The organism is Tritonibacter horizontis (genome assembly GCF_001518015.1).
GTDB lineage: Bacteria > Pseudomonadota > Alphaproteobacteria > Rhodobacterales > Rhodobacteraceae > Epibacterium > Epibacterium horizontis.
The window spans coordinates 1-20,743 of record NZ_LPUY01000020.1; the positions used below are offsets into that span (position 1 = coordinate 1).

The following is a 20,743-nucleotide window of genomic DNA, read 5'->3' on the forward strand; positions in this document are numbered from 1 at the left end:
AAAGGGCCATTCACCCCAAGGTATTTCTGAAAAGATGAAGGGGATGCCTGTGCAACTGGTCTGCCCCCCTCACTCCTGTGTCAGCATTCGGGTGAGGGGCAGATTGGCGGGGTGTCAGAACAGCTGATCGAACATGAGCGTGACGAGCACGCCGACCGCGACGCCAAGCGCGGCGGCGCGTTTCCAGGGATGGCGACGAGGTGTCGGGTCTGGCTCTTGTGACTGGGCGATCAGGGCGCGTTCTACCAGTCCGGGCAGGCGGGGGCCGAACCGGGCCAGCACCATAGCCGTCTTGCCAAGGTCAGAGGCAATGGCGCGGGGGCCGATGGAGGCCTTGATGTAGTCTTCGACCACCGGTTTGGCCACGTCCCAGATGTTGATGCGCGGGTCAAGCGAGCGGGCGACGCCTTCGACCACCACCATGGTGCGTTGCAGCAGGATCAGTTCGGTGCGGGTTTCCATGCCGAAGCGTTCGGTGACCTCGAAGAGGTAGTTGAGCAGGCGGCCCATGGAGATATGGGTGGCATCCATGCCGAAGATCGGTTCGCCTACGGCGCGCAGGGCGCGGGCGAATTCGTCGACATCGCGGGTGGCGGGGACGTAGCCTGCCTCGAAATGCACCTCGGCGACGCGCTGATAGTCGCGTTTGATGAACCCATAGAGGATTTCGGCGTAGACCCGGCGGGTGTAGAGGTCGATGTGACCCATGATGCCAAAATCATAGGCGATGATGTCGCCATTGGCAGCGACCTTCATATTGCCCTGATGCATGTCGGCGTGGAAAAACCCATCGCGCAGCGCGTGGTTGAGAAACAGCGACAATACCCGTTCGCCTAGGGCGCGGCGGTCATGGCCGGCCGCATCAAGCGCGTCATTGTCGCCGATCGGCAGCCCATCGGCCCAGCCCAGCGTCATCACCCGGCGGGCAGAAAGATCCCATTGCACGGGCGGCAGTTTGAAGCCGGCATCCCCGGCGGTGTTGTCGGCGAATTCCGATGCGGCGGAGCTTTCCAGTCGCAGGTCCAGCTCGCCGCGCACCACGCCATCGAAATGTGTCACCACATCCATCGGGCGCAGGCGCCGGGCGCCGGGGGCGCAAAGCTCGACGATGCGGGCGGCAAAATAGAAGGCATCGACATCCTTGCGAAAGGCCCGTTCGACACCGGGACGCAGCACCTTGACGGCGACGTCCTGTCCGGTTTCTGCCAGCCGGGCGCGGTGAACCTGGGCGATGGAGGCGGCGGCGATGGGGTCGGAGAACTCGGAGAAAACCTCGGTCACCGGGCGGCCCAGCTCCTTTTCCACCTCGGCCATCGCGACCTCGCGCGGGAAGGGGGGCAGCTTGTCCTGCAGCACCCGGAGCTGCTGGGCCATGTCCTCGCCCACCACATCGGGGCGGGTCGAGAGCACCTGGCCGAACTTGATATAGGCCGGGCCAAGCGCTGTCAGGGCGCGGGTGGCGGGGGGCAGGGAGGGGTCGCCCTTGTAGCCGAGCCATTGGAATGGCCAGCCCAGCGTGTAGGCCACCATGCGCAGGGGCGCGGGCGCGTCAAAGGCGTCGAGCACCACATTCATGGCGCCGGCACGCACCAGGGTGGCGCCTGTGCGGATCAGGCGAACGATGTTGTGTGGGCCTCGCATCGGTCAGATCTTCCAGCCGGAATGCAGGGCGGCGATGCCCATGGACAGGTTGCGGTATTTGGCGTTTTCGAACCCGGCCTGTTTGACCATGTTCAGGAAGCTGTCCTGGTCGGGGAAGTTGCGGATCGATTCCACCAGGTATTTGTAGCTGTCGTAGTCGCCGGCGATCATCTGCCCCATGCGGGGAATGACGTTGAAACTGTAGAGATCGTAGAGCTTTTGCAGCCCCTCGTTTGGCAGCTGGCTGAATTCCAGCACCATCAGGCGGCCGCCGGGCCGCAAGACGCGGAAGGCTTCGTTGAGCGCCTCTTGCGGGCGGGTCACGTTCCGGATGCCAAAGGAAATGGTATAGACGTCAAAGGTATTGTCCTTGAACGGCAGCGCCATGGCGTCGCCGGTGACCCAATCAAGGCTGTCGGCCCTTTGTTCGGCCTCGGCGCGCTTGCGACCCTCTTCCAGCATCGGGGCTGTCAGGTCGAGCACGGTGGCGTGGCCCTGGCCTGCGCGTTTGAGAAACCGAAAGGAGATGTCGCCGGTGCCGCCCGCCACATCTAGCAGGCGCTGACCGGGGCGCGGTGCCAGCCAGTCCATCATTGCGTCCTTCCAGATCCGGTGGATGCCGACGCTCATCACGTCATTCATGATGTCGTATTTCGAGGCGACGGAGTTGAAGACCCCCTGCACGCGGCCTGCCTTTTCGTGCTCTGGCACGGATTGAAAGCCGAAATGGGTGGTGCCGTCAGATTTCTCGGTCATTGGCCTTGTCGTCCTCACAGTTTCGCCCTTGTTATAGAGCGCTTATGGGGCGGCACAATGCGCCCTTCTGTCAGGGGAGTCCTCTAATGCCTGAATTGCCCGAGGTCGAGACGGTGATGCGCGGCCTTGCGCCCTCGATGGAGGGGGCGGTGATCGCGCGTGCCGATGTGAACCGGCCCGATCTGCGCTGGCCCTTTCCCGACCGCATGGCGGACCGGCTGACCGGACGACAGGTGATCGCGATGCGGCGGCGGTCGAAATACATTCTGGCCGATCTGGACAGTGGTGAGACGCTGTTGGTGCATCTGGGCATGTCGGGGCGGATGACCGTGTCCGGCGATCCGCTGGGGCAATTCGTGCATGACCATCCGGCAGCGGCGAAACACGACCATGTGGTGCTGCACATGGACAACGGCGCCCGGGTGACCTTTAATGATCCGCGTCGCTTCGGGGCGATGGATCTGCTGGACACTGCCGGAGCCGAGACCCACAAACTGCTGTCCGTGCTGGGGCCGGAACCCTTTGGCAACGATTTCAACGAGGCCCATCTGGTCGCGGCTTTTGCGGGGCGTCGCACGCCGGTGAAATCGGCGCTGCTGGATCAGGGAATCATTGCGGGTCTGGGCAATATCTATGTTTGCGAGGTGCTTTTTCGGGCAGGGCTGTCGCCACGTCGCGAGGCGGGGCGCATTGCCAAGCCGCGGGTTTCCGGCCTGGTCCCGATCATCCGTCAGGTGCTGAGCGAGGCGATCGAGGCGGGCGGGTCATCGCTGAAGGATTTCCGCCAAGCCAATGGAGAACTTGGGTATTTCCAACATCAATTTGACGTTTACGGACGCGAAAACGCCCCCTGCCGGCGCGAAGGATGTGACGGTGAGGTTCTCAGAATCACCCAGTCCGGGCGATCTTCGTTCTACTGTGGCAAGTGCCAAAGATAGCTTGAAAGAGAGGACCGCCGTGATAAGGACTCGAATTCAGGAGAAACAACCGAAAGCGAACTGTCATGGCCTATGAGACGATCAACGTCGATATTCAGGACCACGTCTGCCTCATCAAGCTGAACCGGCCTGAGGCGTTGAACGCCCTCAATTCTGTCCTTCTGGGCGAGTTGTGTGCCGCTCTGGAAGACGCGGACGCCAGCGACAAGGTGCGGTGCATCGTGCTGACGGGCTCCGAAAAAGCCTTTGCGGCCGGTGCCGACATCAAGGAAATGGCGGACATGAGCTATGTGGACGTGTTCACGTCCAACCTTTTTGCCGATACCAACAACCGCATCTGCGCCATTCGCAAGCCGATCATCGCGGCGGTCGCGGGCTATGCGCTGGGCGGGGGCTGCGAGGTCGCCATGATGTGCGATTTTATCATCGCGGCGGAAACGGCAAAGTTCGGCCAGCCGGAAATCAACCTCGGGGTTGTGGCCGGCATGGGCGGGACCCAGCGTCTGACCCGGTTTGTGGGCAAATCCAAATCCATGGATATGAACCTGACAGGCCGGTTCATGACCGCCGAGGAAGCGGAACGCGCCGGGCTGGTGTCGCGGGTGGTCCCTGCCAAGAAGCTGATCGAAGAGGCGATGGGCGCGGCCCAGAAGATTGCCGAGAAATCCATGCTGACCTCGGTGGCGGTCAAGGAATCGGTCAATCGCGCGTATGAGCTGCCGCTGAGCGAGGGCATGCTGTTCGAGCGGCGGGTATTTCACGCCATGTTCGCCACCGAAGATCAAAAAGAAGGCATGGCCGCCTTCCTGGAAAAACGCGAAGCGCAGTTCCGGGACAAGTAAGCCCGAACCGACGGGATCATCGCAGGGCAGGGGCGAATGCCGCCCGCCCTGCGTGGTCCGGGTCGTCCGGCGATGGGGCGGTGCAATGGCGGCTTGCACATTCCCGCCGAATCCCGTAGAAGCCGCCGTCATACATGCGCGTGCAGCCCGCTCTGGCTAGAATCACACCTGATGGATCTGATCCGGGTTCGGTTGGCACACGCCTTTTCGAGATATAGAACCCGTAGATAAGGTCAGTACACCATGGCAAATAGCCCCCAGGCAAAGAAGCGCGCCCGTCAGAACGAGAAGCGTTTTGCTGTCAACAAGGCGCGTCGTTCGCGCATCCGCACATTCCTGCGTAAAGTTGAAGAAGCGATCGCTTCTGGCGACAAAGAAGCCGCAACCGCAGCCCTGCGTGCCGCACAGCCCGAGCTGATGCGCGGTGTGACCAAAGGCGTCTACCATAAAAACACAGCATCGCGGAAAATCTCCCGCCTGTCCGCCCGCGTTAAATCGCTCGGCTGAGACGGGTCCGGGCGCCGTAATTTGCGGTAGGTTTTTCGGATAAATTGCTTCTAAAGGCATCGCTTTGCGGTGCCTTTTTTGTTTCCAAGGATTTCCAGTACTTCCGCCGAGTCGCAGGGATTCTTTGCCGTTGAATACAGAGTCAACATCATAGTTTCGTTGCCGCTCCATGTCCGAAATTGCTACCAAGGGTACAGCGATTCATTCGCTTGGGGGATAGGCTGCTCGCGACGATTCTAACGGGCATTAGAGTCGTTATTGTCGGTGAACTACGCGCTGCGCGTGGCACCGGAAACGATGGTATTTGGCAATGTACGCTGCATACCAGGCTTTGGCATCTATCCCATCCAGTGAGTTAAGGGGCGAGCGTTTTTCTTCGTCGCGGTGAGTTTTGTATCCGCGCGTTTTTTGACGTTGTTTTCGGTTTTCGAAACACGTGTAGGTCAGTTTGCATGCAGACTGGCGACGCTTTTTTTGTGCCCATCGCAATCTGGGTGTTTCTGCGGAAGCATTCAAAACGGGACGAAACGAAAGGCCGGAGAACTCTGGCCGAATATAGGATGCGTGAGGCGCAGCATGACAGACGACACTTGGGGTCAACTCAGACAACGATTGCTAAAGACAGTCGGGCAAAACAACTTCACGACATGGATCGAACCTTTGGAGTTCGCGCAGGTTGATGACGGCGTGGCGACATTCCATGTGCCCACCAACTTTATGGGCAACTACGTCAGCCAGAACTTTGCCGATCTGATCCTGCATGAGTTCAACAAATCCGGCGAGTCGGTGCAGCGCCTTGCGTTCAAGGTTGCGGCTAATTCGCCGACCCGACCTGTGCAGCCAACCGGGGGCGAAGCAATCGAATCCTTTGCCGCCGTGCCGGTTCAAGGTGCGCAACAGGATGGTCCCGCGGTGAGATCGCCGCTCGAAGAGCTGCAGGCCGCGCCGCTGGACGCGCGGTTCACCTTTGACAGTTTTGTCGTGGGCAAGCCAAACGAGCTGGCCCATGCCGCGGCGCGGCGCGTGGCCGAAGGTGGGCCGGTGACCTTCAATCCGCTGGTGCTTTATGGTGGCGTCGGGCTGGGCAAGACCCACCTGATGCACGCCATCGCCTGGGAGCTGAAAGAGCGCAATCCGGAGCTGAACGTGCTCTACCTGTCGGCGGAACAGTTCATGTACCGCTTTGTTCAGTCCCTGCGCGAGCGCAAGATGATGGATTTCAAACATCTGTTCCGCTCGGTTGACGTGCTGATGGTGGATGACGTGCAATTCATCGCCGGCAAGGACTCCACCCAGGAAGAATTCTTCCATACCTTCAACGCGCTGGTGGATCAGAACAAGCAGATCATCATTTCTGCCGACCGCGCACCGGGTGAAATCAAGGATCTGGAGGACCGGGTGAAGTCCCGCCTGCAATGTGGCCTGGTGGTGGACCTGCACCCGACGGATTACGAATTGCGTCTGGGCATTCTGCAAACCAAGGTGCAACAGAACCTAAAGAGCTATCCGGATCTGCGGATCGCCGATGGCGTATTGGAACTGCTGGCGCATCGGATTTCAACCAATGTGCGTGTGCTGGAAGGGGCGTTGACCCGTCTGTTCGCCTTTGCCTCCCTCGTGGGGCGAGAGATCGACATGGATCTGACGCAGGATTGTCTGGCCGACGTGCTGCGCGCGTCCGAGCGCAAGATCACCGTCGAGGAGATCCAGCGCAAGGTGTCCGAATACTACAACATCCGCATGTCCGATATTATCGGCCCCAAACGGCTGCGGTCCTATGCGCGGCCGCGTCAGGTGGCGATGTATCTGTGCAAGCAGCTGACCAGCCGCAGCCTGCCGGAGATCGGCCGTCGCTTTGGCGGGCGGGATCATACAACCGTCATGCATGGGGTGCGACGGATCGAAGAGCTGAAGACGATCGACGGCCAGATCGCCGAAGACGTGGAAATGCTGCGCCGGTCGCTGGAGGCGTGATCGGGGTTTGATCCCGCGCCAGCGCCGACAACGGTCGGATTGAAACCCACAGGCTGCGCCTCACGTTTGCCTGCACAGTAATGACCGGTCCCGGGCGCCCTCCGGGGCCGGTTTTTCTTTCACCTCTGAGGGAATTCAGACGCAGCTGCGCCTGATTTGTGACTTTGTGGCCGGGCGTGGCTCTCAGCCCTTGACGGCCCCACCAATCCCTTGGAGAAATCAATAAAAAACCTTGTGTTGAAGGGTGGGGCCGCTAATCTGCCGGTCCCGGCCAAAGGCCGTTCGCCCGAGACTGCCAGTCGAAGAGGAATGAGGGATATGAAGATCAGCATTGAACGCGGGACGCTTCTGAAGGCTGTGGCGCAGGCACAGTCGGTGGTCGAGCGCCGCAACACCATTCCGATCCTGGCAAATGTGCTGATCGAGGCCGAGGGCAGCGACGTGATGTTCCGCGCCACCGATCTGGATATCGAGGTGGTCGACAAAGCCCCGGCCCAGGTCGAACGCGCCGGCGCCACCACTGTTGCCGCCACGACATTGCACGAAATCGTGCGCAAACTGCCCGATGGTGCCTTGGTGACCCTGACCGCAGACGCTGCCAGCGGTCGGTTGACGGTCGAGGCGGGGCGGTCGAATTTCTCGCTCGCGACCCTGCCGCGCGAGGATTTCCCGGTGATGGCGACCTCGGAGTATCAGTCCAACTTCACCGGCAATGCCGCCATGCTGCGCCGTCTGTTCGACAAGTCGAAATTCGCGATCTCGACCGAGGAGACCCGGTACTACCTCAATGGGGTCTACATGCATGTCGCGGAGGGCGAGAGCGGCCGCAAGGCGCTGCGCTGTGTGGCCACCGACGGCCACCGTCTGGCCCGAATTGATGCGGATCTGCCGATGGGCGCCGAGGACATGCCCGGTGTGATCGTGCCGCGCAAGACCGTGGGCGAGTTGCGCAAGCTGCTGGACGATGACGAGATGGACATTGCCGTGTCGGTGTCTGAAACCAAGGTGCGCTTTGCCACGCCGAGCATTACGCTGACATCGAAGGTGATCGACGGGACATTCCCCGACTACACCCGTGTCATCCCGGTCGGCAACACCCGCCGGCTGGAAGTGGATGCCAGCGAATTCGCCAAGGCGGTGGACCGTGTCGCCACCGTGTCCTCGGAGCGGTCGCGCGCGGTGAAGCTGCAACTGGACGAGGACCGGTTGATCCTGTCCGTCAACGCGCCCGACAGCGGCGCCGCCGAAGAAGAACTGGCCGTGGCCTATAGCGACGAGCGGCTGGAAATCGGGTTCAACGCCAAATACCTGCTGGAAATTGCCAATCAGGTGGATCGCGAAAACGCGGTTTTCATGTTCAATTCCTCGGGCGACCCGACCCTGATGCGCGAAGGCAGTGACGAGAGCGCGGTCTACGTCGTCATGCCGATGCGCGTTTGATCCGGGGGCGTTTCGGGCCTTGCGGCCCGGCCTTCGGCGGCGATATTTAAGAGAAGTTGAAATGCCGTGCTGGCGCTAACGTCCTTGTTCATGTCCCATTTCCGCTCGCATCTGCGGGCGGATTTGCATTTGGACGCCCGTCCAGTGGCGATCCATGGCGACAATGGCGCGGGCAAGACCAATATTCTGGAAGCCGTGTCGTTGTTTTCACCGGGGCGGGGGCTGCGGCGGGCCTCTGCGGCGGACATGGCGCGCCAGCCGGAGTGTCTTGGCTGGAAATTGCGCGGTGTGCTGCAGGCCGGTCATCAGAGTTTTGAGGTCGAGACCTCCTCGGAAGCAGGCAATGCGCGACAGGTGCGGATTGACGGAAAGGGCAGCAGTCAGGTTGCGTTGGGGCGGATCGCCCGCGTCGTCTGGTTGATCCCGGCGATGGATCGGCTGTGGATCGAGGGCGCCGATGGGCGGCGCCGGTTTCTGGATCGGATCGCACTGAGTTTTGACCCCGATCATGCCGAAGCGACACTGTCCTATGAAAAGGCAATGCGAGAGCGCAACCGACTGCTGAAGGACAATGTGCGCGACGCAGCCTGGTATCGGGTGCTGGAAGGACAGATGGCCGAGGCCGGCCATCGCATCCATCAGTCGCGTTGCCAGGCCGTGGAGCGGTTGCGCCAGGCGCAGGGGGCGGCGGAGACCGCCTTTCCGGTTGCGGACCTGGATCTGATCCAGGCGGAGGGCGCCATGCCCGAGAGCGCGGCAGATCTACAGGCGGCCCTGGATGCGGGGCGTGGCCGCGATCTGGCGGCTGGGCGGACCTTGATTGGACCCCATCGCAGCGATTTGATTGGCCGCTACGCCACCAAGGACGTGCTTGCCAAGGAGTGTTCGACCGGCGAGCAAAAGGCGTTGCTGGTGTCGCTGATCCTGGCCAATGCGCGGGCGTTGCAGGCCGAAGACGGGGCGGTGCCGATCCTGTTGCTGGACGAGGTCGCAGCCCATCTGGACGCCGGGCGCCGTGCGGCCCTTTATGACGAGATCTGCGCCTTGGGTACGCAGGCGTGGATGACGGGCACGGGGCGGGAGCTTTTTGCCGAGCTGGGGCCGCGCGCCCAACATCTGGTCGTCACCGATAGGGGTGGCACAAGCGAGGTCGATGTATTGTGACGCTGACGTTCTGGGAACTTGCGATTTACGCTGGCGGTGTCTTTGCCCTGTTTCTGACGCCCGGCCCGGTCTGGTTGGCGCTGGTGGCGCGGGCCATTTCAGGCGGGTTTCACGCCGGCTGGCCCCTGGCGATCGGTGTCGCCATCGGCGATATCTTCTGGCCGCTGGTCGCAATTCTTGGGGTCAGCTGGATCACGGCTGCATCGGCGCAGATTGCGTTGGTTCTGAAAGGCGTTGCGGTGCTGGTTTTTCTGGTGATGGGGATCGCCACGATCCGCAGCGCCGGGCAACCGATTGCGGCCAACAGCCGTCTGACGCGGCCTGGCCCCTGGGCGGGGTTTGTTGCCGGGGTGATCGTGATCCTAGGCAATCCCAAGGCGGCGCTGTTCTACATGGGCATCCTGCCGGGGTTCTTTGATCTTTCGGGTGTGACGACGCGTGACATCGTGGCCATTTGCGCCGTGTCCATGGTGGTCCCCTTGCTGGGCAATATCATCCTGGCGGGCTGTGTCAGCCGGGTGCGGACGCTGCTGCGCTCTCCGACCGCGATGCTGCGAATGAACCTTGGGGCGGGCTATTTGCTGATCGCGGTGGCCTGCATCATTCCATTTACCTGACCAACCAGCAGGACAGGAAGGGCGCAAGCGCCTGAGCGGGGGGCTGTTTTTCGTGCTCCATACAGAAACCCAGCGCCAGGACGTGGTTGAGGAAGGCCTGTATGCCCTCGGCCAGTAGGGCGGGGTCGCGATCCGCCCGGATCTGCCCATGGGCCTGCATCTGAGCGATCCAACCTGCGAACATGGTGATCTGCCGGGTGAAGCTTTCGGTGATGACGGCGTCAACCTCGGCGCCGGTGGTGCCGGAGTATCGCAACAGCAGATCAAAGATCACCCGGTCCTGCGCCACAAAATCCAACATCGGGGTCAGCCGGATGGCGATGTCTTCGGGGTGCGTCGGGGGCGGAGTTGCCTCCATTTCGTCGAGGAATTCGGTCATGCGCGCGCCCAGAATGACCGCCAGCAGGCCGTCCTTGTCGCCGAAGTGGGAGAAGAACGTCCCCTTGGCGACCCCCGCGTGGGCAACGACGTCCTCGACCCGGAGAGCAGAGTAGCCCTGCGTCGCAACGATTGTCTTTGCCACTGTCAGGAGCTTCGCTCTTGTTTCCAAACGACGTTTCTGGGGAGCTCGGGTCATGGGGCAGGCACGCTTTCGATAAATAGTGACCGTAGTCAATTTATTAGTTGACCACGGTCATTTTGTGAGTCAATAAGATGACCACGGTCACATTTATCAGATTGGAACTGCGCATGTCTACGCGGAAAATTATCCTCTTGAATGGCCACCCCGGCCGGACGTCCCTGAACAAAACCCTGGCGGAAACCTATCGTGCGGCGGCGGAAAAAGCCGGCCATGAGGTTCGGTTTCATGACCTGGCCGAGATGAGCTTTGACATGGATTTCGGCGAGGGTGGATTTGGCGATCCCAAACCGCTGGAACCGGACCTCGAAGCGCTGGTGAGAGACCTGGAATGGGCCGAGCATGTGGTGCTGACGACACCGATCTGGTGGGGCGCGATCCCGGCGAAGCTGAAAGGCGCCTTTGACCGGGCATTGCTGCCGGGCCGGACCTTCAACACGCGCAAGCTCTCGGCGCTGGGATTGCCGGAACCGATGCTGACGGGCAAGACCGCGCGGGTTTTGCTGACCTCGGACACGCCGCCGGTCTTTTTGCGGCTGTTTTACAGCAACGCCATCAAAAAGATCCTGGCGCGGCAGATCCTGGGGTTTGTCGGCATCAAACCGACGCGCTTCACCTCCTTTGCTCCGGCGTCGCATCCGGAATCCTCCCGCGTTGGCGAATGGTGTGAAAAAGTGCGTGCACTTGGGGCGCGTGCCGCGTGATTCTGCCAAGAAAAAAAGGGGCTTGCGCGTGACATCCCCCCCCGGACCGCGTATAAAATCCGAAAGTAAAAATAGGATGGCGTGAATGTCCGAAAACGAGCAAGCTCCAGACTCATATGGTGCGGATTCCATCAAAGTTCTCAAAGGGTTGGAAGCGGTACGCAAACGGCCTGGCATGTACATCGGCGATACTGATGACGGGTCCGGGCTGCATCATATGGTTTACGAGGTCGTGGACAACGGCATCGACGAGGCACTGGCCGGTCATGCGGACCGGGTGACAGTGACAATTCATGCGGATTCCAGCGTTTCCGTCAGCGACAACGGCCGCGGCATCCCGGTTGATATCCACCAGGAAGAGGGCGTCTCTGCCGCAGAGGTCATCATGACCCAGCTGCACGCGGGCGGCAAATTCGACAGCAACTCCTACAAGGTGTCCGGCGGTCTGCACGGCGTTGGCGTGTCGGTTGTGAATGCCCTGTCGGACTGGCTGGAACTGCGGGTCTGGCGCAATGGCAAGGAACATGTCGCCCGGTTCGAAGGCGGCTATACCACCGAACATCTGAGCGTGGTCGGCGACTGCGGTGACCGGACCGGCACCGAAGTGCGCTTTCTCGCGTCGCTGGAGACGTTCTCCAACCTCGAATTTTCCTACGAGACACTGGAAAAACGTCTGCGCGAACTGGCGTTTCTGAATTCCGGCGTGCGCATTGTGCTGCGCGACGAACGCCCGGCCGAGGCGCTGCAGATCGAATTGTTCTACGACGGCGGCGTCAAGGAATTCGTAAAATACCTGGACCGGTCCAAAAACCCGGTCATGGACGCGCCGATCTATATCCTTGGCGAAAAGGACGACATCGGCGTTGAGATCGCGATGTGGTGGAACGACAGTTACCACGAAACGGTTCTGCCCTTTACCAACAACATTCCGCAGCGCGATGGCGGCACCCATGTGGCGGGCTTTCGCGGCGCGCTGACCCGGACCATCAACAACTACGCCCAGACCTCTGGCATTGCCAAACGGGAAAAGATCTCCTTTACCGGCGATGATGCGCGCGAGGGCCTGACCTGCGTGCTGTCGGTCAAAGTGCCCGATCCGAAATTCTCCAGCCAGACCAAGGACAAGCTGGTCTCGTCCGAGGTCCGTCCGGTGGTCGAAAGCCTGATGAACGAAAAGCTGGCCGAATGGTTCGAGGAAAATCCGAATGTGGCCAAGCAGGTCGTCGGCAAGATCATCGAAGCGGCGCTGGCCCGAGAGGCGGCCCGCAAGGCGCGCGAACTGACCCGACGCAAGACGGCGATGGACGTGAACTTTCTGGCCGGGAAGCTGAAAGACTGTTCGGAGAAAGATCCCTCCAAGACCGAAGTCTTCCTCGTCGAGGGGGATTCTGCCGGTGGGTCCGCCCAGACCGGTCGGGACCGTCAGACCCAGGCGATCCTGCCGCTGAAGGGTAAGATCCTCAACGTCGAGCGGGCCCGGTTCGACCGGATGCTGGGCAGCCAGGAAATTGGCAACCTGGTGATGGCGCTGGGCACGGGCATCGGGCGCGGCGAATTCAACATCGAAAAACTGCGTTACCACAAGATCGTCATCATGACCGATGCGGACGTGGATGGTGCCCATATCCGTACCTTGTTGCTGACCTTCTTCTACCGGCAGATGCCGGAACTGATCGAGGGCGGCTATCTCTATATTGCGCAGCCGCCGCTCTACAAGGTCGCGCGGGGCAAATCCGAAGTCTATCTCAAAGACCAGGCTGCGATGGAAGAATACCTCGTCAACCAGGGGGTAGACGGAGCCGTTCTGCGGCTTGGCAGCGGGGCCGAAGTCGCCGGGCAGGATCTGACCCGTGTGGTGGATGAGGCCCGACGGCTGAAACGCCTGCTGGATGCCTTTCCGACCCATTACCCGCGCCACATTCTGGAACAGGCAGCGATCGCGGGCGGGTTTGTGCCCGGCGCGGTCGATGCCGACCTTCAAGGTGTTGCGGACAAGGTGGCGGCGCGTCTCGATCTGATTGCGCTGGAATATGAACGGGGCTGGCAGGGCCGGATCACTCAGGATCACGGTATTCGTCTGGCGCGGATCCTGCGGGGCGTCGAAGAGGTCCGGACCCTGGACGGGCCGATGCTGCGCTCTGGCGAGGCCCGCAAGACCGGCACCTTTACCCAGTCGCTGCAAGAGATCTATGGCACCCCGGCGGTGTTGCAGCGCAAGGACCGCCAGCAGCATATCCACGGTCCGTTGGAGCTGTTGAAGGCGATCCTCGACGAAGGCGAAAAGGGCCTGACCCTGCAGCGTTACAAGGGGCTTGGCGAAATGAACCCGGATCAGCTGTGGGAAACGACGCTGGACCCGGACGCCCGCACGCTGTTGCAGGTGCGCGTCGATGATATGATCGAAGCCGACGATCTGTTCACCAAGTTGATGGGAGACGTGGTGGAGCCACGTCGCGAATTCATCCAGAAAAACGCGTTGAGCGTGGAAAATCTGGACTTCTGAACCTTGTGTAGGGAAGCGGATAAGTTTGCGTGGCGCGCATAAGTTTGCGCGTCTCTCACAACTTTCGTGGACCTATAATACTTATTAATCAGTATCTTGCGGTTTTTTTGTCACGATGGCTATGTTGCAGAACCATGTCGAAGCCATCATCCTCCTGTCTGGCGTAGACGATTCCATTACCCTGCCAATGGCCAGACTTCACCCATTGCCCCTGACAGCTTAGGTCTTATCTATGGGGGCAGCATGCCCCAATTAAGCTGTTTGGTTCTTCTCCAAACATCTGCAAGAAATCATTATTTGCGGTGTCCGATCGAACCATAAGCTTTACTTTATAGTAGCGCTTCCAGCGCCAGAAGGCAGAGAAGCCGACTTTGTCTACGGTAGTTAGGGCTTGCAGCGGTGCGAAAAGGACACTTTTAGAGCATCAATCCTGCAGTGTACCGCTGCTCGAAAAACTTGAAGATGTCATCTGTGCGGATCTCTAACTCCTTATCGTTATATTTCGAAGCCGGGAGTCCAGTATTTTCATCGTACAGGAGGTCGTAAATTTCTTGGCGAAGACCTGCTCGCGTTGCTTGCTTCTGAAAGATGTCGTTGACCTGTTCCATCCGCGCCTTAAGGGCCTCCAACACAGCGATAGAGGCAGACTTGATTTGCTTGATCTCCTCCTGGGATAGGTCAGCCCTAAAAAGAAGGTCAAAGATTGGCTTCTGATCGGCCGACAATCCCATAGCTACGTGAGATTGCGCCTCGGCCTCCATCTCAGCAGCGAGGTGTATGAGAGCCTCGAATGTCGCCTCGATTGTGTTCTTGTCTTTCTCTTTGTTGTATTCCTTGATGATCTTGTCGAACCGCTCTTCGAAATCCGTCAGGGTCGGATTTGCTGCCAACATTTTTGCCAATCGATTTCTCACGACCTCACGGAGGTCCTGAGTATCGCTGGCTTTTCTCTCGCTTTTCGCGAATTCCTTACGCAGGAGGTCGAAATTCACCTTCGAAATATCAAATATTCGATCACCCTCGGTGTCTGGAGTTATTTGGATCGCGTCGGCAACAATGGCGTTGAGTCGCTGGATGATCGCTGTCGTGTCAGCTTCCGCCTTATCATCCTGGAGGGAGCCATAAATGTAGTTGATAGCTTGGTAGGATTTTTTGAAATCCTCTGCCCATCCAAAGGTCAGGCATGCCTTATATTTGCGGAAGACAGCCCGCGCGACAATTTCAAAGCCTTTCCGGGTTTCATCGTTCTGATTTATTGTCTCTTTGACGTCTTTAAGGGCCTTGAGCTTGTCAAAGCCTTCGGCCTTGCGCAGCCGGTCCAAATCAAACCCACCTTCTCTCAGGCGCTCTCCGACCAGTGCAATTGCTTCGACGAGTTCGCTTCGCAGTTTTTCTTCTGGATTTACAGGGTCGACATCTGGCCCAGGCTCATCGGGGCCACCAAGAGTTCCACCCCCAGTATGGCCAGCAAAAGTCGCAAGGGCCTTGCGCAGGTTTTTCAAGATTCCGCAGTAGTCGACGATTAACCCGTTGTTCTTACCTTCTTTCACGCGATTTGCCCGAGCAATTGCCTGCATCAGGGTATGGGCCTGCAATGGCTTGTCGAGGTACAGGGTCGATAGAGACGGAACGTCGAAGCCAGTCAGCCACATGGCGCAGACGATCACAATGCGGAAGGGATGCTCTTCCCGTTTGAACGCTGTCTCGACATCCAGCCGCATATCGATTTCGCGGCCACCGACTTTTTCCTTAACCGTAAAGCCATCCTTCATTCGCTTGCGATGCGGGATGATGTCGAGGCCCCAGTCTTTGAATTTCTTGATCTCATTCTGCTCGTCGCTGACAACAACGGCCATCTCGGTCTCGCGCATCCAGGCAATCTTGGCCTCGCGCTGAAGCCGTTCTTGGTCGTCGGCGATGGAACCGAGTTCGGCCTCAAGCGCAGCGATTTGGGCCTCCCACTCGGCCTGAATGTAGTTGTACATCCGAACGGCCGTGACCTTGTCGATGGCGACATACATCGCCTTGCCGCTTTCCCAGTTGGTTGAGAAGTGCCAGGCGAAATCCTTTGCCACATGCTTCAGGCGCGGCTCGGCTGTGACGATGTGATACTCGCGTTTCAGATCGTCTGACAGTTTCGCGGCCACATCTGGGTCATCCACCTCGGCTTCGGCCAAGGCATCAGCCAGGCGGCCATTCAGGTCTGCCCCCGCGATTTTTAGCTTGTCGCCACGGGCATCGTAGAACAGCGGCAAAGTCGCTCCGTCCTCGATGGCATCCTGGAAGTCGTAGGTGGACAGATACCCACCAAACACCTGCCTGGTGATCTCGTCATTGGCGAACAAGGCTTTCTTGGCTGCGTCCTCATCGCTGATCGCCTCTACATTGGCCTTCAGAGTCTCAGACACCTTCTCCTGCGCCTTCTGGGCAAGTTTTGACAGGTGGTCGATTTCCTTGATCAAGGTCTTGGCCTGATCCGCCAGCGGCTGCATCGCCGTCCACGCCGCCGTCAGCGCGTCGATCGAGGCATCAGGCTGTGCCAACGCGGCGGCAGCCTCCCCATAGGTCTGTGCATCGGCGTTCAGCTTCTTAACACTGGTTTTCAATTCGGCGGTGTCGGTATGCGCGATGAAATGGGTGCAAGCCTTGCCCAGCACATCCAGCAGGTCGGCAAAGTCAGTCTGCTGGGCCTCGTCCCGCGCGGTGGACAGATAATCCTGCACCAACCCGGCAAAGCGGTCTTCTTGCCCACGATACAGCCAGACGATGGAGGTGAGGTTCTTTTCCTGTTCAGGTGAGAAGTCGCAGATCTTGCGCGTCACCTTGCGGAAAACCTGCCGCGCATCCAGCATCAGCACCTTGTCGCGCAGATGCTCGGGCTTGCCCTTGTCCATGAACCAGATCTCGCAGGGTACGGTGCGCGTGTAGAAGAAGTTGCCCCGGATCGCGAGCATGACATCCATGTCACCGGTCTTGACCATCGCCTCGCGGACCTTGGCCTCTTGCCCGCCCGCCGAGGACGCCTGCGACGACATGACGATGCCTGCGCGGCCCGTTTCGGACAGGTAGGAATGGAAGAAGGACATCCAGACGTAGTTGCCGTTCGAGACTTTGCCGCCCTTGTTCCCGCCCGGTAGACCGAAGGATAGGCGCTTGTCATCCTTCATCTTCTCGGCGTCGATTTCGTCGACGTTGAAAGGCGGGTTGGCCATGACGTAGTCGAAGGGGGCTTGGCCCTTGTGCGGGTCTTCGTAGTAGCTGATGGCTTTCTGGATATCACCCTCAAGGCCATGCACCGCGAGGTTCATCTTGGCCAGGCGTAGGGTCGTCGGGTTCTTCTCCATCCCATAGAAGGTGAGACGTTCGTTCGGGTTGGCTTTCATGGTCTCCACGAAGTGGGCAGACTGCACGAACATGCCGCCAGACCCGCAGGCTGGGTCGATGACCTTGCCACTTGTGGGCTCGATGACATTCACAATGGTTTCCACGATGCTGATCGGCGTGAAAAATTCGCCGTTGTCGTGGGCTTTCTGGTCGGCGAACTGGGTCAGGAAATATTCGTAGATGCGGCCGAACACGTCGCCGTCTGCTTTGTGAAGCGCCGGGTCATTGAAAATGCGCAGCACCTGTCGCAAGGCGTCTTCATCAAGCTCGGCGTATTCCTGTTTCGGCAGAAGCCCTTCCAAGGTTGTGTAGTCTTCTTCGATCGACTTCATCGCCGCGATGACGGCCGTTGATGCTGTCTCGCTTTCAGGAAGGCTCACCAGGTAATCGAACTGAGCGTTGTCGCGAAGGAAAATGGACGAACGCGCTGAGAAATCTTCCTTGGTCAAAGCGCGGGTTTTGCCCCCGCGAGATGGCAAGGTTGGGATGATCTCGTCACGCACCTTGAGAAAGCGCGAGTAGGCATGACGTAGAAAGATCAGGCCCATATCTGCGCCGCTTTGCTGAAGCCGAAATGTGGCCTGATGTGTCTGACTTTCTCGGGTCCTTTGGCTTGCGTTACGGCAGACCGCTCATCGAGGGCGCTTTGGAAGTGGAGGGCATCCTCGAACTCCCTGCAGGTACTCTCAGAAATATTCTTCCTTCCGCAAGGCCATCAATACCGACCCGAAACTGGAGGTTCGAACGCCATCATAGCGCGCCCGTATGTCCGGACTGTATTTCGGACGGTAAGCCGCACCATCATTCATGGCGGCACAGTTTCGTGACGGCCTGCTCCGAACATGGTTTGAGGCTCGTCGATGAATGCCCGATGTGCGGTGAGAATTTCATGCCCGGTCGCGGCGGGTATGACAGTTGCCATTGTGGCTGTCCGCTTGATCGCTTGCCGCGGAATCAGGCGCTGGAGGTAGAGGTTGCCTTGTCCGCGCTGATCTCCGGCGACATGCACCCCGCGCGATCTGCGCTCCCACCTGCTTTGGCATTTCGCACACCGGTAGACATTGGGGAGTTCGTATACTTTTTGGCAAGCGTCGAAGTCGAAACCGAGACCGGAAAACAGGGCAAGACGCCACTTCCAAAAAATCTGGCGGAGGCTACTGCATTTCTCGAACCAGTATTCTCTACCTTTTGTGACTGGCCGGCGAGGTTCGAGTGTGCAGTATCGGCACGGTTGTCAAACTCAGGCGCCCCAACCGCTCCCATGCGGCTTGGCAAGTGGTACCAACGGCTGAACGCATTCGACGGCCAAGCATACAATGACTTTCATGCTACCCTCGGAAAGGTCGTCCAACGTGAGTTTGATGGTGCCTATGCAGGGGGAGCCGACGCCCCTTCTGATATGCGGAATTGGGTCAGTGCTGCAGAGGCAGCAAAGATTTTGCACATCCGTGCAGACCGTCTTGTGGATGCGACGGCAAAACAACGCATCCCCGGGAGGAAATATGCATCGGGCTTCGGGCACCGACACACGATGATCCACCGCGATACCGTAGCTGATATTGCGCGAGACAGGCAGCGTTTCATCGACAAAACTACGGCAAGGGAGGTCTTCGGCATATCGCGCAAACAATATGACCTTCTTGCTGAAGCTGGTTTTATTTGTCGGTTCATTCCTGAAACTTTGCCACCGCTGGTGGATGGCCAACACGACAGTGTCGCAATCAAACGGTTCGTCGCAGATACCGCCTCTACCGCGACTGAAGTTGAAGGAACGACCGTTGCCCTCAAAGATCTGAATCTTCGCTTCACCACAGATGCGGCTGCGTTGAAGGAAGTATTTTGTCGTATCTCGAACGGCCGCCTTCGGCCCGCAAAGGGTTCCACAGATGGGCGCTTCGCTGGATTTCGGTTCTCCCGCAAAGAGGTTGATACAATCATCGCTGCCGTGCGCCATGGGCCAGGTCTCACCATTCAACTGGTCGCCGAACTGACAGGCTGGAAGGATCAATGCGTCGCGCAATGGTGCAAGCAAGGCCTGATCCAGCACGAAGAATATCCTCACGCAGGCAAGGTTGGCCGTATCATCAGCCAGGAAGACTTATGCAGGTTCCAAATGGAATATGTGCCAGTCTCTACTCTTGCGGGCCAGCTTGGCACATCCGCCCGCCATCTCATGACCACACTCTCGAATATTGGCATTGAGACCATCGGGGCTTTTCAGGATGGCACCGCTTGGCGTGGTCACCTCCTCAAACTTTCCGACTTGGCTTCAGCACGAAAGACGACGCAATGAAATCTGATTTCAGAACGTTCTCGGATCTGCCAAAATCGATTTTACGACCATTCAACTTGGATGAAGTCGCTGCGGTTGTTGACGTGGATCGCAAGGTTGTGGTCCGAATGATTAAGAAAGGTGGATTTCCTAAGTCCATATTTTCCAGTTCAAAGACGGCTGTTAGCGGTTCCCAGCCGATGCTCAAACCGATCGCGTGCCCAATTGTACATTTTGACCTGGCGGCCGGACACCTTCTTAGTCCTCGGCTCCGCCGTAAATTGTTGCGAGAGATTGGCGATGTAGCGAGAGGCTCTTCGAAGCAAGGTGTATTCAAGAAAGGCATATTGCGCGTTGATTTGACCGGCTCGGTCACGAAGACGGTTTCAAGAATGGCCTCATTGGCAAGCGCCGAGGCTGCAGTCCTATTCGATCCTGAAATCAGGGGAGGGTTGCCGGTCATGCGGGGAACACGAATTGGTGTTTACGAATTAGCGGATCTCTGCAGGTTTGAAACGGTTCACTACATTTTGGAGAATTTCCCAAGCCTGACGGCAGAGCATCTTGAACAGGCAAGCCTATATGCAAGGGCTCATCCGCTCAGTAGTGTCCCTGGTTGAGTTTGTTCTCTCTGGCAACCTGGAAAGGGCCACCGAAACCGCTGCTGCAGCTTGCACCTTCGGCGAGCCATGATGTCATTGGCTCGAAGCGGCCCATCAAAGAAGTAGCTTCTGCTGCCTTGATCCCCATGGAGATTGAAACGACCCATTGGAGCGGGCCTCATTGTTCGCGACCGATGCGAGTTTCCTATGCACATAGATCTGCGAGGGATGTTCGAAGGACAATTATCAAACTCTCGATAGTGTCCCAGGACGTGGTGTAACTTGTTCTCCGGCTGGGTGTTGAGCCGGTTTACAGGACGGCGATTTTCGCCGGGTCCATGATGTTATCCTCGCAGATGGCAGCGACGGTTTTCGCAGTTTGGGTATCTGAACATCGACGGCACCGGCACGCGTCTCCCATCGGCGTTCACGATACCCGTTTCGGCGGTTCATCCGCCCGGTGGAGCGCTCGTGTGCCCCGGCACCGCACAGCTGGTCTACATCCAGCGCCATCAACCGGTCGGCGACAAAGCCAAGCATCTCGGCAAGTATCTGGTGGTCGGCTGTCTCCGAAAGAAGCGCTTTCAACGCGGCCGTTTCTGATATCGTATCTTTGGTCATGGGGATCTCCTTGATCGGTAGGTCAGGTGTGCAACCCAATCCCTACCGGAGAACGTCCATGGCCGCCCAGCAACCCGCACGGGCTTCGCTTGAGCTACGCAAGGCTCCGTTCAGCCCGCGCTACCATCAGAATTACACCACCTCCTGGGACACTATCAAACTCTCCGAACTGCGAACCATTTCTGTAGTTCAAATCTA

Annotated in this window: 16 protein-coding genes; 11 read left to right on the forward strand and 5 right to left on the reverse strand. The window is 58.9% G+C overall.

What is annotated here, in order from left to right:
* Nucleotides 1–114: 114 nt before the first annotated feature.
* Both ubiB and ubiE read right to left on the reverse strand, forming a co-directional pair.
* On the reverse strand, nucleotides 115–1,641 hold the full coding sequence (ubiB, locus tag TRIHO_RS03860; RefSeq protein ID WP_068240593.1) for a 2-polyprenylphenol 6-hydroxylase: 1,527 nt from the start codon (nucleotides 1,639–1,641) through the stop codon (nucleotides 115–117).
* A gap of 3 nt (nucleotides 1,642–1,644) precedes the next feature.
* On the reverse strand, nucleotides 1,645–2,397 hold the full coding sequence (ubiE, locus tag TRIHO_RS03865) for a bifunctional demethylmenaquinone methyltransferase/2-methoxy-6-polyprenyl-1,4-benzoquinol methylase UbiE (protein ID WP_068240595.1): 753 nt from the start codon (nucleotides 2,395–2,397) through the stop codon (nucleotides 1,645–1,647).
* Between the two features lie 86 nt (nucleotides 2,398–2,483).
* Between ubiE and mutM the strand changes: the two genes are divergently transcribed.
* The 7 genes from mutM to TRIHO_RS03900 all read left to right on the forward strand — a co-directional run bounded on the left by mutM (nucleotide 2,484) and on the right by TRIHO_RS03900 (nucleotide 9,879).
* Nucleotides 2,484–3,335, forward strand: a complete 852-nt coding sequence (gene mutM / locus TRIHO_RS03870) for a bifunctional DNA-formamidopyrimidine glycosylase/DNA-(apurinic or apyrimidinic site) lyase (RefSeq protein WP_068240597.1) — start codon at nucleotides 2,484–2,486, stop codon at nucleotides 3,333–3,335.
* Between the two features lie 65 nt (nucleotides 3,336–3,400).
* Nucleotides 3,401–4,177: an enoyl-CoA hydratase gene (locus TRIHO_RS03875; protein ID WP_068240599.1), complete on the forward strand. Its 777-nt coding sequence runs from the start codon at nucleotides 3,401–3,403 to the stop codon at nucleotides 4,175–4,177.
* A gap of 243 nt (nucleotides 4,178–4,420) precedes the next feature.
* Complete coding sequence (gene rpsT, locus TRIHO_RS03880; RefSeq protein WP_068240601.1) at nucleotides 4,421–4,684, forward strand: 30S ribosomal protein S20; 264 nt, start codon at nucleotides 4,421–4,423, stop codon at nucleotides 4,682–4,684.
* 576 nt (nucleotides 4,685–5,260) lie between these two features.
* A complete protein-coding gene (dnaA, locus tag TRIHO_RS03885) occupies nucleotides 5,261–6,658 on the forward strand; it encodes a chromosomal replication initiator protein DnaA (RefSeq protein WP_068240602.1) in 1,398 nt (465 codons plus the stop codon).
* Between the two features lie 318 nt (nucleotides 6,659–6,976).
* Entirely contained in the window at nucleotides 6,977–8,098 is a 1,122-nt protein-coding gene (gene dnaN / locus TRIHO_RS03890) for a DNA polymerase III subunit beta (RefSeq protein WP_068240604.1), read from the forward strand.
* A 66-nt stretch (nucleotides 8,099–8,164) separates the two neighbouring features.
* Nucleotides 8,165–9,262 (forward strand): DNA replication/repair protein RecF, encoded by a 1,098-nt coding sequence (gene recF, locus TRIHO_RS03895; protein ID WP_068240606.1) that lies wholly within the window; start codon nucleotides 8,165–8,167, stop codon nucleotides 9,260–9,262.
* Complete coding sequence (locus TRIHO_RS03900) at nucleotides 9,259–9,879, forward strand: LysE family translocator (protein WP_068240609.1); 621 nt, start codon at nucleotides 9,259–9,261, stop codon at nucleotides 9,877–9,879. Before recF ends, TRIHO_RS03900 begins: the two co-directional genes overlap by 4 nt.
* On the opposite strand, the gene TRIHO_RS03905 is transcribed toward TRIHO_RS03900, so the two are convergent.
* The gene (locus tag TRIHO_RS03905) at nucleotides 9,872–10,456 is read right to left on the reverse strand and encodes a TetR/AcrR family transcriptional regulator (RefSeq protein WP_068240611.1); all 585 of its coding nucleotides are present in this window, start codon (nucleotides 10,454–10,456) and stop codon (nucleotides 9,872–9,874) included. The genes TRIHO_RS03900 and TRIHO_RS03905 overlap by 8 nt on opposite strands.
* 113 nt (nucleotides 10,457–10,569) lie before the next feature.
* On the opposite strand from TRIHO_RS03905, the gene TRIHO_RS03910 reads away from it, so the two are divergent.
* Together TRIHO_RS03910 and gyrB are read left to right on the forward strand one after the other, a co-directional pair.
* Entirely contained in the window at nucleotides 10,570–11,163 is a 594-nt protein-coding gene (locus tag TRIHO_RS03910) for an NAD(P)H-dependent oxidoreductase (RefSeq protein WP_068240656.1), read from the forward strand.
* Nucleotides 11,164–11,248: 85 nt separating this feature from the next.
* Nucleotides 11,249–13,666 (forward strand): DNA topoisomerase (ATP-hydrolyzing) subunit B, encoded by a 2,418-nt coding sequence (gene gyrB, locus TRIHO_RS03915; RefSeq protein ID WP_068240612.1) that lies wholly within the window; start codon nucleotides 11,249–11,251, stop codon nucleotides 13,664–13,666.
* Nucleotides 13,667–14,082: 416 nt separating this feature from the next.
* Here gyrB and TRIHO_RS23485 read toward each other — a convergent pair whose 3' ends face one another.
* The gene (locus TRIHO_RS23485) at nucleotides 14,083–17,598 is read right to left on the reverse strand and encodes an N-6 DNA methylase (protein ID WP_106406149.1); all 3,516 of its coding nucleotides are present in this window, start codon (nucleotides 17,596–17,598) and stop codon (nucleotides 14,083–14,085) included.
* Between the two features lie 38 nt (nucleotides 17,599–17,636).
* Between TRIHO_RS23485 and TRIHO_RS03930 the strand changes: the two genes are divergently transcribed.
* Both TRIHO_RS03930 and TRIHO_RS23110 read left to right on the forward strand, forming a co-directional pair.
* Nucleotides 17,637–19,343, forward strand: coding sequence for a TniQ family protein (locus TRIHO_RS03930; protein ID WP_131811173.1), 1,707 nt, complete (start codon nucleotides 17,637–17,639; stop codon nucleotides 19,341–19,343).
* Nucleotides 19,340–19,942, forward strand: coding sequence for a DUF433 domain-containing protein (locus TRIHO_RS23110; RefSeq protein ID WP_082705012.1), 603 nt, complete (start codon nucleotides 19,340–19,342; stop codon nucleotides 19,940–19,942). The genes TRIHO_RS03930 and TRIHO_RS23110 overlap by 4 nt, the downstream gene beginning before the upstream one ends.
* A gap of 228 nt (nucleotides 19,943–20,170) precedes the next feature.
* Here the strand turns inward: TRIHO_RS23110 and TRIHO_RS23115 are convergent, their stop codons facing one another.
* Nucleotides 20,171–20,545: a transposase gene (locus TRIHO_RS23115; RefSeq protein WP_232367707.1), complete on the reverse strand. Its 375-nt coding sequence runs from the start codon at nucleotides 20,543–20,545 to the stop codon at nucleotides 20,171–20,173.
* Nucleotides 20,546–20,743 lie beyond the last annotated feature (198 nt).

Coding starts and splice junctions, on each gene's coding strand:
- rpsT (WP_068240601.1), top strand. CDS start 4,421: ATGGCAAATAGCCCCCAGGCAAAGAAGCGCGCCCGTCAGAACGAGAAG.
- mutM (WP_068240597.1), top strand. CDS start 2,484: ATGCCTGAATTGCCCGAGGTCGAGACGGTGATGCGCGGCCTTGCGCCC.
- TRIHO_RS03910 (WP_068240656.1), top strand. CDS start 10,570: ATGTCTACGCGGAAAATTATCCTCTTGAATGGCCACCCCGGCCGGACG.
- ubiE (WP_068240595.1), bottom strand. CDS start 2,397: ATGACCGAGAAATCTGACGGCACCACCCATTTCGGCTTTCAATCCGTG.
- TRIHO_RS23115 (WP_232367707.1), bottom strand. CDS start 20,545: ATGACCAAAGATACGATATCAGAAACGGCCGCGTTGAAAGCGCTTCTT.
- dnaN (WP_068240604.1), top strand. CDS start 6,977: ATGAAGATCAGCATTGAACGCGGGACGCTTCTGAAGGCTGTGGCGCAG.
- dnaA (WP_068240602.1), top strand. CDS start 5,261: ATGACAGACGACACTTGGGGTCAACTCAGACAACGATTGCTAAAGACA.
- TRIHO_RS03875 (WP_068240599.1), top strand. CDS start 3,401: ATGGCCTATGAGACGATCAACGTCGATATTCAGGACCACGTCTGCCTC.
- TRIHO_RS03905 (WP_068240611.1), bottom strand. CDS start 10,456: ATGACCCGAGCTCCCCAGAAACGTCGTTTGGAAACAAGAGCGAAGCTC.
- gyrB (WP_068240612.1), top strand. CDS start 11,249: ATGTCCGAAAACGAGCAAGCTCCAGACTCATATGGTGCGGATTCCATC.
- ubiB (WP_068240593.1), bottom strand. CDS start 1,641: ATGCGAGGCCCACACAACATCGTTCGCCTGATCCGCACAGGCGCCACC.
- TRIHO_RS23485 (WP_106406149.1), bottom strand. CDS start 17,598: ATGGGCCTGATCTTTCTACGTCATGCCTACTCGCGCTTTCTCAAGGTG.
- TRIHO_RS23110 (WP_082705012.1), top strand. CDS start 19,340: ATGAAATCTGATTTCAGAACGTTCTCGGATCTGCCAAAATCGATTTTA.